We start from the raw sequence: 15,728 nt of genomic DNA, 5'->3' as shown, positions 1-15,728 counted from the left end.
GTCACGTCCCTCACTCCTCCATGGCCAGGTCCGCCCGGACGGCCCGGACCAGCTCGTCGATCGACAGGTCCGCCAGGTCGTCGGCAGTCCCAGCCGGGTCGTCCGCCGCGTCGGGGTACGCCGGGCCGGGGTGCGCCGGGCCGTCGTGTGCCGGGGCGGGCCAGCCGTCGACGCGGGGCGACTCGCCGGCCGGTTCGTCGTCGGGATAGAGCAGATCGATCGCGTACGCGGCGACCTGCGCGATGGTCGGGTGGTCGATGGCCACGGTCGCGGGCAGGTCCGCCGCGAGCGCGTGCGACAGCCGGGTCCGCAGGTCGATCACCATGATCGAGTCGAGGCCGAGGTCGGCGAAGCCGGCCTCGTCGTCGAGCGCCCCCGGGTCGCCCAGCGCGTCGCCGGCCACCCTGCGCACCGCCGCCCGGAGCCGGTCCTCCCGCTCGTCGGCGGCCGTCCGGTCCAGTTCCTCGCGCAGCCAGCCGCGCGGCGTCGCCGGTGCGGCGACCGGCGCCGGCCGGGCGCCCCGGTCGAGCAACGGGAGCAGCAGCGCCGCCCTCGGGTGGCCGGCCGCCCGCTCGACGTACGCGCGGGCGTCGACGGCCACCGCGACGAGCCGGTCCCGCCCGGCGGTGAGCGCGGCGCGCAGGATGGTCTCGGCCTCCTCGTCGGTGAGGGCCCGGACACCCAGCCGGTCGATCGCCCGCCGGGTCGCCTCGGTGGCCGCCAGCCCGCCCTTGACCCGGGGCGTCCACGGTCCCCAGTCGATGCTCACCGCAGGCAGGCCACGGTCCCGCAGCCGGGTGGCGAGGCCGGCGAGGTAGCCGTTGGCGGCGGCGTAGTTGGCCTGGCCGGCCGAGCCGAGCACCGCCGAGACCGAGGAGAAGTGCACCAGTGCCGCCGGTCGCCGCCCGGCCATGGCCTCCAGCAGCCGGTCCGCACCGGCCGCCTTGCCGGCGAACACCTCCTCGAACGCGGCCTCGGTGAGCTGCGTGAAGGCGCCGTCGGCGGTACGCCCGGCGAGGTGCCAGACGCTGCCGATCGTGCCGTCGCGTTCCGCCTCGGCCACCATCCGGCGGCAGTCCTCGGCGTCGGTGACGTCCCCGCGCACCACCCGGATCCGGGTGCCACCGGCGGTGAGCTGGTCGATGGCCGCGCTGGCGGCCGGGTCGGGGGCCGAGCGGCCGACGAGGGTGATCGCGGGGACGCCCTGCCGGGCGAGGAAGCCGGCGACGCTCAGCCCCAGCGCGCCGAGCCCGCCGGTGACCAGCGCGGTGCCGGCGGTGACGGCCTCGGGCAGGTCGGCCTCGGCGGCCGGCAGGGGCCGCAGGCGGGCGACCTGGAGCCCGTCGCCGCCGATCCGCAGCCGGGTCTCCGGCAGGCCGCGCCGTACCTCGTCGAGGAGCAGCCCGGCGGCGGCCCCCGGATCGGCGTCGGCGGCGAACACGACCCGGACCAGGCGGCGGTCCGGCTGCTCCGCCTCGACCGCGGCGAGCATCCCCCACAGCGCCTCGCGCACCGGCGCGGCCTCGGCGCCGTCGGCGCAGACCACCAGGTACGGCACGGACTCGGGGGCGGCCCGCAGGTCGTCGACGAGCCGGCGTACGGCCTGCCGGGCCGCGTCGGCCGACACCTGCGGCTCGGCGGCGGCGAACCGCAGGTCGAGCACCAGGTCGGGCGGCTCTTCCCCGGGGTACGCGGCGAGTTCCGCCCGACCGGCGACCGCGTCGGCGAGCGGGGGCAGGCCGTCGCCTCCGAGCACGGCGACGCGCGCCGGCGCCGTCGGGGCCGGCGCCGGCCGGTCCGGCTCCGGTGTGGTCCAGGTCAGCTCGTGTACGTGGACGGCGGTGTCCCGCAGCGACCGTTCCAGCAGTTCCCGGGGGGCGTGCCGGATCCGGAACCCGTCGACCGCGAGCACGGTCCGCCCGCGCCCGTCGAAGAGGTGCAGGTCGGCCTCGTGCACCTGCCGGCCGCCGTCCGGGCCGGTGGTGGCGTGCCGGGCCCGCACGTGTCCCCAGAGTTCGCCGGCATGCTCGGGCCGTCGGGCCAGGATGAGCCGGGCGGCGGCGAACGGGATCGCCAGCCCGCTCCGGCCGGCGTCCGCCGCCGTGCCGTCCGTCAGGTGCGGGGCGACGCCGAAGGTCACCGTGCTCTGCAGGCAGGAGTCGAGCAGGCCGGGGTGGATGATCCAGCCGGCCGGGTTCTCGTTCATCCGGTCCGGCTGGGCGTACCGGACCAGGGCCTCGTCGCCGCGGATCCACACCTCGTCGATCCAGCGGAACGACGGGCCGAGCAGGTAGCCCATCTCCCGGAAGTGCTGGTAGAAGTCCGTACCGGCGAGGTGCCGTTCGGCGGCGGCCTGGAAGGCGGCGAGGTCGGGCACCGGTCGGGGTTCGCCCGGCGGATCCGGCAGCAGCCGCGCGGAGAGGTGCTCCTGCCAGCGGTTCCGCTCCGGGTCGACCAGGCTCTGCACGCTCACCGTCCGGCCGCCGTGCTCCGGCTCGGCCTCGATGACCTGCAACTCGTAGCGCTCGCCGTCGTGCAGCACGAGGGCCCGGGGGAACACCAGGTCGGCGAGGGCGGGCGGGGTGCCGTCCCCGGCCAGCGCGGAGAGCACGGTGGCGGTCTGCGACGCGCCGGGCACCGAGACGGTCCCGTACAGGCGGTGGTCGGCCAGGTGAGGCGGGTACGCCGTGCTCCGCTCGGTGTGGAACACCCGGCCGCGCAGGGCCGGCGAGCGGACCGGCGTACCCCAGGCCGGCGCGTCGGCGGCCGCTCCGGCCGGCGCCGGCTCCCCGGCCGGCGCGGCGGGGGCCCAGTACCGGGTCTCGGCGAACGGGTAGCGCGGCGCCTCGACGCGCCCGCCCGGTCGCGGGCGGGGTTGCACCCGGTCCCAGGTCACGTCCTGGCCGAGCGGATAGAGCGCGGCGACCGCGCCGAGCAGGGCGGCCCGGTCGGCCGAGCCGCGGCGCAGCGACGACGCCAGCCCGCCGCCGGGCGCGAGGCCCGCGGCGCGGACCAGGTTTACCAGGGTACGGTCCGGGCCGATCTCCAGGCACACGTCCACGTCGAGCGCGGCGAGCCGCCCCGCCCCAGTGTGGAAGCGGACCGGCTGGCGGGCGTGGCGCACCCAGTAGTCGGCGTCGTAGGTGTCGGGGCCGGCGACCGCACCGGTCAGGTTGGAGATGACCGGGATGGTCGGCGGCTGGTGGTCCAGCCGCGCGCAGACCGCCCGGAACTCGTCCAGCGCCGGGTCCAGCAGCCGGGAGTGGAAGGCGTGCGAGACGCTCAGCGCCCGGTGCCGTACGCCGTCGGCGCGCAGCCGGTCGGCCAGCGCCTCGATCTCCTCGGGCAGCCCGGAGACCACGGTCGCCTCGGGGCCGTTGACCGCCGCCACGTCCAGGGCGGTCCCGGCGAGCAGGTCACGGACCTGCTGCTCGGTGGCGGTCACGGCGAGCATCGCGCCCGGCCGGGTGGCCTGCATCAGCCGAGCCCGTTCGGCGATCAGGTCGAGGCCGGCGGGCAGGTCCAGCACCCCGGCCACGATGGCCGCGGCGATCTCGCCCACGCTGTGGCCCATCACCACGGCGGGGGTCACGCCCCAGGAGCGCCAGAGTTCGGCCAGCGCCACCTCAAGGGTGACCAGGGCCGGTTGGGTGACCCGGGTGTCGTTGATCGCGGTCCGGTCGTCGCCGTGGAACACCAGCTCGGCCAGTGAACGGCCGAGGGCGGGCGCGAGCCGCCGGTCGCATTCGTCGAAGACCGCCCGGAACACCGGCTCGGTCTCGTACAGTTCGCGTCCCATGCCGAAGAACTGGCTGCCCTGCCCGGAGAAGAGGAACGCGATCCGGGGCGGCCGGGACGCCGCCACCGGGTCGGCCGGCGGTTCGGCCACGGCCACGAGTCGGGCCCGGTCGCGGCCGGACAGGGCCACCCGGTACGGCAGGTGGGCGCGGCCGGATCCGGCCAGTGCCGCCAGGGCGGGCAGGTCAGCCTCGGGGCAGGCCGCGACCCGGTCCCGCCAGCGGTCGACCAGTCGCCGCAGCCCGTCCGGGTCCGGTGCGGACAGCGGGACGAGCAGCGGGACGCCGCCCGGGGCCGTCCCGTCCGCCGGGTCGACGTGCCGGTGGCGGGTCGTGGCCGGTTCCGGGTCGGCGAGCAGGACGTGGGCGTTGGTGCCGGTGAACCCGAAGCCCGACACGCCGGCCAGCCGGATCCGGTCGGTACGCGGCCAGGGCAGCTCGTCGGCCACCACCCGCACGTCCATCCCCGTCCAGTCGATGTGCGGGTTGGGCGCGGTGAAGTGCAGGTTGGCGGGGATGCGGCCGTGCCGCAGGGCGAGCACGGTCTTGATCACCGAGGCCATGCCGGCGGCCGACTCGCAGTGGCCGATGTTGCTCTTGACCGAGCCGAGGTGCAGCGGCCGGTCCGGTGACCGGCCCGGACCCAGCACCCGCCAGGCCGCGCCCACCTCGACCGGGTCGCCGAGGGAGGTGCCGGTGCCGTGCGCCTCCAGGAAGTCCACCGCCGCGCCGGCCACCCCCGCGTCGGTGAGCGCGGCGGTGATCACCTGCTCCTGCGCGCGGCCGTTCGGCGCGGTCAGCCCGGAGGAGCTGCCGTCCTGGTTGACCGCGCTGCCCCGGACCACCGCGAGGACGGCGTCGCCGTCCCGGTCGGCGTCGGCGAGTCGTTTGAGGACGACGACGCCGCACCCCTCGGCCCGGACGAACCCGTTGGCGTCGGCGGAGAAGGTCCGGCACCGGCCGTCCGGGGAGAGCATGTGCGCCCGGCTCACCGCCACCGAGGCCAGCGGGTCGACGATGACGTTGACCCCGCCGACGATGGCCGCGTCGACCTCTCCCGCGCGCAGCGCCCGGACCGCGAGGTGCAGGGCGACCAGGGACGACGAGCAGGCGGTGTCCACGGCGAGCGCCGGCCCCGCCAGGCCCAGCACGTACGCCAGCCGGCCGGCGACCGCGTTGAGGGCGGTGCCGGTGCTGTAGTACGCGTCGAGCCGGTCCACCCCGGCGCCGGCCAGCACCCTTGCGTAGTCGCCGTTGCTCACCCCGACGAAGACACCGGTACGGGTTCCGGCCAGCCCGCTCGGGTCGATGCCGGCGTCCTCCAGGGCGTGCCAGGCGCACTCCAGCAACAGCCGCTGCTGCGGGTCGAGGTTCTCCGCCTCCCGGGTGGGGATGCCGAAGAACGCGGCGTCGAAGCGGGCCACGTCGCGCAGGAAACCGCCCTGGTCGGTGGTGATCCGCGGGCCGGTGTCCGGGCCGGCGGCGTGGAAGGTCCGATGGCTCCAGCGGTGCGGGGGCACGGCGTCCACCGCGTCCCGGCCCGAGCGCAGCAGCTCCCACAGCTCCTCCACCGTGTCCGCGCCGGGGAAACGACCGGCCATCCCGACGATCGCCGCCGGCTCGGCCGGGGACGCCACCGCGGCGACCGGGGCCGGCTGCTCCCCGCCCTGCGGGGCGACGGCGATCGGGGTGGCCGCGACGCCGTGATCGGCGGCCTCGATGGACAGCGCCGCGGTGGCCTCGGTGGCGGCCGGTCCGCCGTTGAGCGTCGGATCGACGGCGTGGCCCCGGGCGTGATCCGCCGCCCCGGCACCCACCGCCACGGCCGGCGCGGTGCCGTTCGTCGGGCCGTCGCGCAGGGCCAGCAGGTGCGCCGCGAACTGGTGGACGGTCGGATGGTCGAACACGTCGGCGACCTGTAGCGGGACCTCGAACGCCTCGGCGAGCCGCCGGGCCAGGTCCACCGCCATGATGGAGTCGAGCCCGAGGTCGAAGAAGCCTTCGTCCTCGCGGATGACGTGGCCCTCCGGGTGCCCGAGCTGTGCGGCCAGCAGCCGCGCCACGTGCCCGCGCGCCGCGGCCGGGCGGGCGCCCACCGGCAGCGCGAACAGCTCCGCCGCCACGGACGGCTCCCGCTCCGCCCCGGAGGCGACGCCGACGGCGGTGGACGCGACGGTGACGACGGTGGACGCCACGGCGACAGCGGTGGACGCGCCGGCCGGCGCGGAGGCGAACAGGCCGCGCGGACGCAACCCGCCCAGCACACTGTCCAGCCGTTGCCGGTCGAGCGGGCAGGCCACCAGGTAGCCCTCCGGGGCGGGTACCTCGTCCCGCAGCACCGCGCACCCGGTGGCCGGATCCAGCGCGCCCACCCCGATCCGGGCGAACCGCTCCCGGGACTCGCCGTCGGCCATCCCGGACACCGCCCACGGCCCGTACGCGATGCTGACCGCCGGCAGCCCGCACGCGCGCCGGTACGCGGCCAGCGCGTCCAGGCCGCCGTTCGCGGCGGCGTACGCGGCGTAGCCCTCGGTGCCCCAGAGCGCGGAGACCGAGGAGACCAGGATGAAGAAGTCCAGCGGCAGGTCCCGGGTCAGCTCGTGCAGCCACCAGGCACCGCCCACCTTGGCGCGCAGCGCGGCGGCGACCCGCCCACTGTCGAGTTCGGCGGCGGGCACCCGTTCGATGGTGCCGGCGGCGTGCAGCACCCCGCCCAGCGGCGGCATACCGCGCAACGCGGCGGCCACCTGACCCCGGGAGTCGGCGGTGTCGCACCCGCCGCCGACGTACCCCACTCCGATGCCGTCGTCGCGCAGCCGGACCAACAGTTCCCGGGCGCCGGCGTCCAGCTCGGACTCGGCGCGCCGGCCGACCAGCAGCAGCCGGCGGGCGCCCCGCCGGACCAGGTCGGCCACGAGTTCCCGGCCGACCGCGCCGAGCGCCCCGGTGACCAGATAGGTCGCGTCCGCGCGAACCGGCAGCCGTCCCGGCGTCGCGCCCGCGTCGCGTAACCGGGCGGCCAGGATCCGCCCCGCCCGCACCGCGACCAGGTCCTCCAGGACCGGCCCGGCCGGTGCGGCGAGCAGGTCCAACGCCGGGTCGAGGTCAGCGGGGGCCGGCCGCCACGGCAGGTCCACCACCCCGCCGAACGCCGCGCCGAACTCCAGCCCCAGCACCGGCGCCAGGCCGTGCAGCGGCCCGTGCGTGGTCGCCGGCACCTCGTCCGCCGGCCCGGTTCGGCGGGCGCCCCGGGTGAGCACGACCGCCCGGCGGCCGGCGACGGCCACCGCCGCCACCGCCGTGGTCACCGCCGCGACGGCGTCCGCCGCGCGGCGTACCGGATCGCTCGGGTCCTCGGCCGCACGGCCGACGTCGGACGGCTCGGCTGCTTCGGGCCCGGCCCCGGCCGGGTCGGTGGCTTCGGGCCCGGCCCCGGCCGGACCGGCGGCGCCATACCCGGCGTCGGACGGCTCGGCGGCAGCGCCGGCCGGACCGGCGGCGTCACGTCCGGCGGTCGGCGCCACCTCGTGCCGCGGCGCGGCGTGGTCGAGGACGGGATGCGCGGCGGGGACGAGCACCAGGGTCTCGGCCGGTCCGTCCGGCCGCCCGGCCCAGAACCGCGCCCAGCCCTCGGCGTCGGCCGGCAGCGGCGTCGTCCGCCAGCCGGCCGGTACGGCGACCGGGTCCGGGCTGAGCAGCGTGCCGGACCGGCCCCGGGCCGCCGCGGCGGACGCCAGGTCGGCGAGCAGCGGCGCGTCGTCGCCGGCGAGAATCAGCGGGCCGGCGTGGTCGGCGGCGGACGGCCGGTCCAGCTCGACCCAGACCACCTCGTGGGTGTGCCCGGCGGGCGTCGGACGGTCGGGCTCGCCGGTGGCGGGCCGTTCCGGGGCGTGCCGCTGGCGTTGCCAGGGATACGTGGGCAGGTCCAGCACGGCCCGCCGGTCGGCCGCCGCGACCAGCACGGCGGGATCGACCTCGACCGGCGGGGCGCCGGAGGCCAACGCGGTGAGGGCGGCGTACGCGGCGGCCGGATCGGCGGCGGCGACCCAGGCGGCGACCGGCAGCCGGCTGCGACCGGTGTTGGCGGTGGCGGCGAACGCCGGGAAGTCCGCCGCCGGCAGCCGCAGCACCCGCTGCGCGTACGCGGCGGCCAGCGCCCGCAGCGCCACCGGCGTACGGGCGGAGACGACGAAGCCGGCGACCGGACCGGCCGGTGGTGTCGGCCGCTCGGCCAGCTCGTCCGGCTCGACCGGGCCGAGCAGCAGGTGGGCGTTGGTGCCGCTCATCCCGAACGAGCTCACCCCGGCCAGCCGCCCGGCGCCGTCGGCCCAGTCGACGAGCCGGTCCGGCACCACGATCCCCGTGCCGCCGAGGTCGATGCGGGGGTTGAGGGTACGCAGGTGCACCACCGGCGGCACCTGCCGGTGCTGCACGCAGAGCACCGCCTTGACCAGCCCGGCCACCCCGGCAGCGGCCTCCAGGTGGCCCAGGTTGGTCTTCACCGAGCCGACCGCCAGCGGGGCGCCCCCGTTGCGCCGGCCGAGCACCGTGGCCAGCGCCTCCATCTCGATCGGGTCGCCGAGCGCGGTGCCGGTGCCGTGCGCCTCCACGTAGCCGACGTCGGCGGGCCCGGCCCCGGCCCCGGCGAGCGCCTGCTCGATGAGGGCCACCTGGGAGAGCACGTTCGGCGCGGTGAACCCGCTGGACCGGCCGTCCTGGTTCACCGCCGAACCGCGGATGACCGCGTGGATCCGGTCGCCGTCACGGACCGCGCGCGCGAGGGGCTTGAGCACCAGCGCACCGGCGCCCTCGCCCCGGGTGAAGCCGTTGGCCCGGGCGTCGAACGCCTTGCACAGCCCGTCCGGGGCCAGCGACCGGGTCTGCACGACCAGCCGGGTCGACCGGGGCGACATGATCAGGTTGACCCCGCCGGCGATCGCCACCTCGCACTCGCCCCGACGCAGCGCCTGCACGGCGAGATGCACCGCGACCAGGGACGAGGAGCAGGCCGTGTCGATGGCCATGGCCGGGCCGGTCAACCCCAGGCTGTACGCGAGCCGGCCGGCCGCGAAGCAGTGCCCGTTGCCGGTGGCCCAGTAGGCGTCCGGCTCGCCGGGCAACCAGTCCCGGTAGTCCTGACCGGTGATGCCGACGTACAGCCCGACGGGCCGGCCGGCGAGCTGGTCCGCCGGCGACGCGGCGTTCTCCAGCGCCTCCCAGGCGACCTCCAGCAGCAGCCGGTGCTGCGGGTCGAGCGCGCGGGCCTCCCGGGGGCTGATGCCGAAGAAGTCGGCGTCGAAGTCCAGCACCTCGTCGAGGAAACCGCCGCGTTGCGGCAGGTCCGCCCATTCGGCGGCGAACGGCCCCTGCCGCCGCGACGGCATCGGGCCGACCAGGTCACGGCCGGCGGCCAGGGCGTCCCAGTACGCCTCGGCACCGTCGATCCCGCCCGGCAGCCGCAGACCGACCCCGACGATGGCGACGGGCTGGTCGCCGCCCTGCTCGTCCAGTCGGCGGCGGAGCGTACGGATGGTGGCCAGGGCCCGCTTGAGCTGGGCGTCCTGCCGCTTGGCTGCGGCGTTGTCGGTGTCGTCCATGACCTCGGTTCCTCGCGGCGGGTGCGGTGACGCGGACATCAGCCGGCGGTGCTCGGCGCCTGCCGGTCGGCGGGTTCGCCGTCCGGTCCGGTCCCGGTCTGCTCCGCGGCGGACTGCTCGGCGCTCCGGGCGAGTTGGTCGCAGAGCGCCCCGGCCAGCGCCCGGGCGGTGCCGTACGTCCACAGCAGCGTGGGCGACAGCCGCAGGCCGAACGCCTGCTCCAGCCGGTTGCGCAGTTCGAGGCCCATGAGCGAGTCCAGGCCGAGGTCCTTGAACGGCGTCTCCCGGTCGACCCGGTCGGCGTCCAGCCGCAGCACCCGGCCGGCGAGTTCGCGGACCTTGGTCTCGGCCAGCGGGGCGCGCTCGGCAGCCGGCGCCTGCAACAGCGCGGCCCGGAAGCCGTGCGACGGACCGGCGGCCTCGCCGTCCCGGGCCGCCGCCCGCAGCCACTGCCAGCTGGGCAGCCCGGCCGTGTCCGGGTACGCGTCGAACCAGCGGCGCAGGTTCAGCGGCACGTACCCGACGACCGCCTCGTCGCGGCCGAGCATCCGCAGCAGCGCCGGCCACGCCTCGTCGGTGGCGAAGCTCTCCATGCCCCGCTCGGCGAGCCGGGCCCCCCGGGTCTCGTCGGCAGCGGCCAGTCCGACGTCGCCGAACGGGCCCCACTGCACGCTGAGCGCGGGACGGTTGGCCCGCCGTCGGGCCTCGGCGAAGGCGTCCAGCCAGGCGTTCGCCGCCCCGTACGCCGCCTGGCCGGCGTTGCCGATCAGCGCGGCGGCCGAGGAGAAGAGCACGAACAGGTCCAGCGGGTCGTCGGCGGTGACCGCGTCGAGGGCCAGCGCCCCGTCCACCTTGGGCGCGAGCACCCGGCCCACCTGCTCGGCGGTGAGCGTGCCGACGGTGGCGTCGTCGAGCAGGCCGGCGGCGTGGAACACCCCGCGCACCGGCGGCAGCCCGGCGCGTACGCCGTCCAGCGCCCGACGCAACGCGGCCTCGTCGGCGACGTCGCACCGCAGCACCTCGACGGCGGCCGAGCGACGCAGCGCCGCCACCCGGGCCTGCGCCGCAGCGGTCGGCGCCGAGCGACCGAGCAGCACCAGCGCGCCGGCCCCGTGCGCGACGAGGAACTCGGCGAGCGACAGGCCGAGCGCCCCGAGGCCACCGCTGATCAGGTACGTGTCGGGGCGGAGGCGTCCCGCCGGCAGCGGCACGGCGGTGACCGCGCCGACGGTGGTCGGGTCGGCGACCACCAGTTTGCCGATGTGGTTGCCGTGCGACATCTCCCGCAGCGCCTCGGCCGCCTCGGCGAACGGGCTGACCCGGGTGGGCAGCGGCGGCAGGGTGCCGTCGGCGATCCGTTGCCAGACGTCGGCGAGGAGCCGGGCGAACCGCTCCGGTCGACGGTCCATCAACCCGGCGAGGTCGACGGCGCTGAGCGTGATGCCCTTGCGGAAGGCGTCCAGGCCGATCGGCCGCCCGGCGTAGATGTCCTTCTTGCCGATCTCCACGAACCGGCCGTCCTCGGCGAGCAGGTCCAGCCCGAGCGGGATCGCCGCGCCGGTGAGCGAGTTGAGCACCACGTCCACGCCCCGGCCGCCGGTCGCCTCGCGGACCCGCGCGGCCCAGCCCAGGTCGCGCGAGTCGAAGACGTCGGCGACGCCGAGCGCCCGCAGGTGGGCCCGCTTCGCCTCGCTGCCCGCGGTGGCGACGACCCGACCGCCGAGGGCGTGGGCCACCCGGACCGCGGCCAGGCCGACCCCGCCGGCGGCCGAGTGCACCAGCACCGTCTCGCCGGGCGCGAGACGGCCCAGGTCGGCCAGGGCGTACCAGGCGGTGGCGTAGGCCAGCGGCAGGGCGGCGGCGTCGGCGTCGGTCAGCTCCGCCGGCACCGGGCGGGTGTGTTCGGCCCGTACGGTGACGTGGCTGGCCAGCGACCCGAAGGCGCAGGCGGCCACCCGGTCGCCGGGCCGGGGCTCGGTGACACCGTCGCCCACCGCGACGATCCGGCCGGCGCACTCGCCGCCGAGCGCGTCGGCCCCGCCGGACGGGTCGGGATACGTGCCGACGGCCTTCATGACGTCGATGAAGTTGAGCCCGGTGGCGGTGACCTCCACCTCCACCTCGCCGGGGCCAGGCGCGCGCCGGGCCAGCGGGACGGGGGCCACGGATTCCCACCGTCCCGGCCGGGCGGCGGTGACCCGGAACGGCTGCGCCGCGGTACGCGGGGCGGACAGTTCGCCGCCGTCCTCCTCGGTGGATTCGCCGCGGCTCAGCCGGCCGACCCGGCGCCCGTCGGCGCGCAGTGCCACCTGGTCGTCCTCCCCGCCGAGCAGCTCGGCCGCGCAGCGGGCGGCCCAGTCGGGGGCGGCCGGGTCGACGTCGATCAGCCGTGGGTCGAGTTCGCCGTGTTCCCGGCACAGCGCCCGCAGGTAGCCCCAGTACAGGGCGGCGCCCGGGTCGGGCCGGTCGTCCGGCGTGACCGCCTGCGCCCGCGCGGTGACCACGGCGAACCGGGGCGGGACGCCTCGCCCGGCGCAGGCGCGGGCCACGGCGGTGAGCCGCAGCAGGCCCTGCCGCTGCGCGCCGAGCCCGGCGTCGGCGTCCGGCGCGACGAAGACCACGCCGGCCGTCTCCGCGCGGGTGTCGGTCGCGAGCAGGTCGTTGCCGTCGTCGACCGGGTCCGCGCCGGCCGCCCGCAGGGCGGTGACCAGCTCGCCGCGGGCGGCGGGCCCGCAGACCAGCCACCGGCCGGTGGTCGTCGGCGCGGCGGGCGGCTCGCTCGTCGTCCAGGTCAGCCGGTGCAGCCGCGCGGCGTCGTCATCGCCGGCCACGGTCCGGGTCAGCGGCCGTAGCCGCAGCCCGCGCAGGGTCAGCACCGGCTGCCGCCGGTCGTCGAAGACGTGCACGTCGTAGTGCTCGGGGTCGTGCCGGACCACGTGCGAGTGGACGGTGGTCGGCGGGTTGTCGAGGTCGGCGTGGAGCAGGATCCGGTCGACGGCGACCGGCACCACGGCGTCCTCGCCGGGGCAGAGCGCGAGCGCCACCTGGAGGGCACCGTCGGCGAGCGCCGGATGCGGGGCGTGCGGCCGGTTGCCGGCCCGCAGCCGGTCCGCCAGGACCACCTCGCCGACCGCCTCCGCGCCGTCGGGGTGCACCCGCAGCGCGCGTACCGGGCGGAACGCCGGGCCGTAGCGCAGCCCCCGGGCGGCCCAGTCGCGGTAGAAGTCGTCCGCGCCGGTCGGGGTCACGTCGTCCGCCCAGGCGGGATAGCCGGCGGCCGGGTCGGTGGCCGGCCGGTACGAGGCGCGGGCGGTGGCCGCCGCCGTCCAGCTCCCGCCGCCGTCGGGCAGGTGCAGCAGGCGTACGCTGCCGCCCTCGGTGACGTCGTCACGCCACTCCACGGTCAGCCGGACGTCCTCGCCGGCGAACGTGACCTCCCGGGCGAAGGCCACCTCGTCGAGGCTGCCCGGCCGACCGCCGGTACGCGCCCGCGCGGCGAGCAGCAACAACGCCAGCATGGCGGCGCCGGGCAGCACCACCGCGTCGTGCACCCGGTGGTCGGCCAGCCAGGGCTGCTCGCCCAGCGCCAGCCCGACCGGGGCGTGCCAGGTGTCCACCTGCCCGGGAGCGGGGGTCAGCTCGACCTCGAAGCCACGGCTGCCGCCGCGCCGGGGCCGGTCCGCCGGCCAGTACCGCTCCGGTTGCATCGGGTAGCCCGGCAGGTCCACGCGGCGGCCCCGGGGCAGCCCGCCGAAGGGGGCCAGTCCGGCGACGTACGACCGGGCCAGGGCGCGGGCCATGTCCTCGGCGGTGCCGTTGTCCCGGCGCAGGGTGGACAGCACGGCGACCGGTTCGGCGCGCCCGGCGGCGAGCTGCTCGACCGCGGGGGTGAGCACCGGGTGCGGGCTGATCTCGACGACGTGGGTGATCCCGTCGTCGAAGGCGTGCCGCATGGCGTCGGCGAACAGCACCGGGCGGCAGAGGTTCTCCACCCAGTACCGGGCGTCGAGTTCGGTGCCGCCGAGCAGTCCGACCTGGACGGTGGAGAGCAGCGGGACGGTGCCGGCGACCGGGCGTACCGGTGCCAGCGCGGTGAGCAGGTCGTCGCGGAGTTCCGCCATCTGCGGGCTGTGCGAGGCGTAGTCGACGTTGACCAGCCGGCAGAAGACGTCCTCGGCCTCCAGCAGTTCCTTGAGCGTCAGCACGTCGTCCCGGTCGCCGGAGAGCACGCAGGAGCGTGGCCCGTTGTGCACGGCCAGGGAAACCGTCTCCTCGAAGCCCGCGAGCGCCTCGCGGGCGCCGTCCCGGTCCAGGTCCACCGCGAGCATCAGCCCCCGCCCGGAGGTACGCCGGGCGATGGCGCTGCGCCGGGCCATCAGCAGCGCGCCGTCGGCGTACGAGAGCGCGCCGGCCAGGGTGGCCGCCGTGATCTCGCCCTGGCTGTGGCCGAGCACCAGGTCCGGGTGTACGCCGTTGGCCCGCCACAGCTCGGCCAGCCCGAGCGACATCGCCCAGAGCGTCGGCTGGAGCATGTCGATCCGGGTGGTCCACTCGTCGCCCGCCTCGTCGGCGACGACCGCGGTCAGGTCCCAGGCGACGTGCGGGCGCAGCGCGTCGGCGCAGCGGCGGACCACGTCGGCGAAGACCGGGCTGCGCTTGTAGAGTTCCCGCCCCATCCCCCGCCACTGGGAACCCTGGCCGGGAAAGACGAACGCGGTGCGCCGGTGCGGCACCGCCCGGCCGGTGGGCAGGTCGGGGTCCTCGGGCTGGTCGGCGGCGGCGAGCCGGGCGAGCCCGTCGCGCAGCGCGGCCGGCCGGTCGGCCACCACCGCCGCGCGGACCGGGAAGTGGTCCCGGTGCCAGGCCAGGCCCCCGGCGACGTCGGCGACGTCGGTCTGTGTCCCGGCCAACCGGTCGGCGAGTTCCCCGGCCAGCCGGGCCAGCGCCGGCTGCTGCCGGGCGGAGAGCGGCACCAGCGACGGCAGCCCGGTGTCGGGCGGTTCGACGGGCGCGGCGCCGGCGGGCGCGGGGGCCGGACCGACCACCACGTGGGCGTTGGTGCCGCCCCAGCCGAAGGAGTTGACCCCGAGGTAGACCGGCTCGTCGGCGGGGAGCGCCAACGGCTCCCGGACCACGGTGACGTTCAGGTCGTCGAACGGGATCTCCGGGTTCAGCGTGGCGGAGTGCAGGCTGGGCGGCACCGTGCGGTGCCGCAGCGCGAGCAGGACCTTGAAGAGGCCGGCCATCCCGGCCGCCGCCTCCAGGTGGCCGATGTTGGTCTTGACCGAGCCGATCGGCAGCGGCCCGACGGTGCGGTCCCGGCCGAGCACCTCGCCGATGGCGCCGGCCTCGATCGGGTCGCCGCGGCCGGTTCCGGTGCCGTGTGCCTCGACGTACCCGACCCGGTCCAGCGGCACCGCCCCGTCGCCGTACGCGAGGCGGAGCAGCTCGCGCTGGCCCTCCGGGCTCGGGGTGACCAGGCTCTCCCCGCCGCCGTCGTTGTTGACCACCGAGCGCACCAGCACCCCGTGCACCCGGGCTCCCTCCCGCAGCGCCCGGTCCAGCCGCTTGACCAGGACGGCGGCCACGCCCTCGCCGCGGACGAAGCCGTTCGCGTCGGCGGCGAAGGCGGCGCACCGGCCGTCCGGGGAGAGCCCGCCGAAGTGGGTCAGGCCGATCGACACGTCGGGCGCGAGGATCAGGTTCACCCCGCCGACCACGGCCGCGTCGATCTCCCCGGACCGCAGCGCCTGCGCGGCGAGGTGCAGGGCGACCAGCGACGACGAGCAGCCGGTCTCGACCGTCAGGCTCGGGCCGCGCAGTTGCAGGGCGTACGACACCCGGGCGGCGATCACGTCGAGCGCGTTGCCCACCAGGCTGTGCTGGCTGGTCGGGGCGCCCCGGTCGCGCCGGGCGATCTCGTAGTCGTGCCAGGACGCGCCGACGTAGACGCCGGTGCGGGTGCCGGCGAGCGTGGCGGCCGGCTGCCCGGCGTCCTCGAGCGCCCGCCAGGTCATCTCCAGCATGAGCCGCTGCTGCGGGTCGATGTCCTCGGCCTCCCGGGGCGAGATGCCGAAGAATCCGGCGTCGAACCGGTCCACACCGTCGAGGAATCCGCCCACGGCCTGGATCTCGCGTTCCGGGTCCAGCTGCGCCGTGGCGTCCCACCGCTGCGCCGGTACGCCGACGATGGCGGCACCGCGCCCGTCCAGCAGCCGCCACAGGGCCTCCGGGTCGTCGGCGCCGGGGAACCGACCGGCCATGCCGACGATCGCGATCTGGTCTGCCGTGTCGAAGTCTGCCATCGCGTCCATTCACTGCCTTTTCGTCGACG

Annotated in this window: 2 protein-coding genes; both read right to left on the bottom strand. The window is 77.2% G+C overall.

The annotated features are described in order from the left end of the window. Nucleotides 1-10 precede the first annotated feature (10 nt). Complete coding sequence (locus tag GA0070621_RS31080; RefSeq protein WP_167666724.1) at nucleotides 11-9,394, bottom strand: type I polyketide synthase; 9,384 nt, start codon at nucleotides 9,392-9,394, stop codon at nucleotides 11-13. Nucleotides 9,395-9,432: 38 nt separating this feature from the next. After that, nucleotides 9,433-15,699, bottom strand: a complete 6,267-nt coding sequence (locus GA0070621_RS08700; RefSeq protein WP_197673950.1) for a type I polyketide synthase — start codon at nucleotides 15,697-15,699, stop codon at nucleotides 9,433-9,435. Nucleotides 15,700-15,728: the final 29 nt, after the last annotated feature.

The organism is Micromonospora narathiwatensis, assembly GCF_900089605.1.
Lineage (GTDB): Bacteria > Actinomycetota > Actinomycetes > Mycobacteriales > Micromonosporaceae > Micromonospora > Micromonospora narathiwatensis.
The sequence above is the reverse complement of the archived record's forward strand: the minus strand, read 5'-3'. Positions and strand labels throughout refer to the sequence as shown.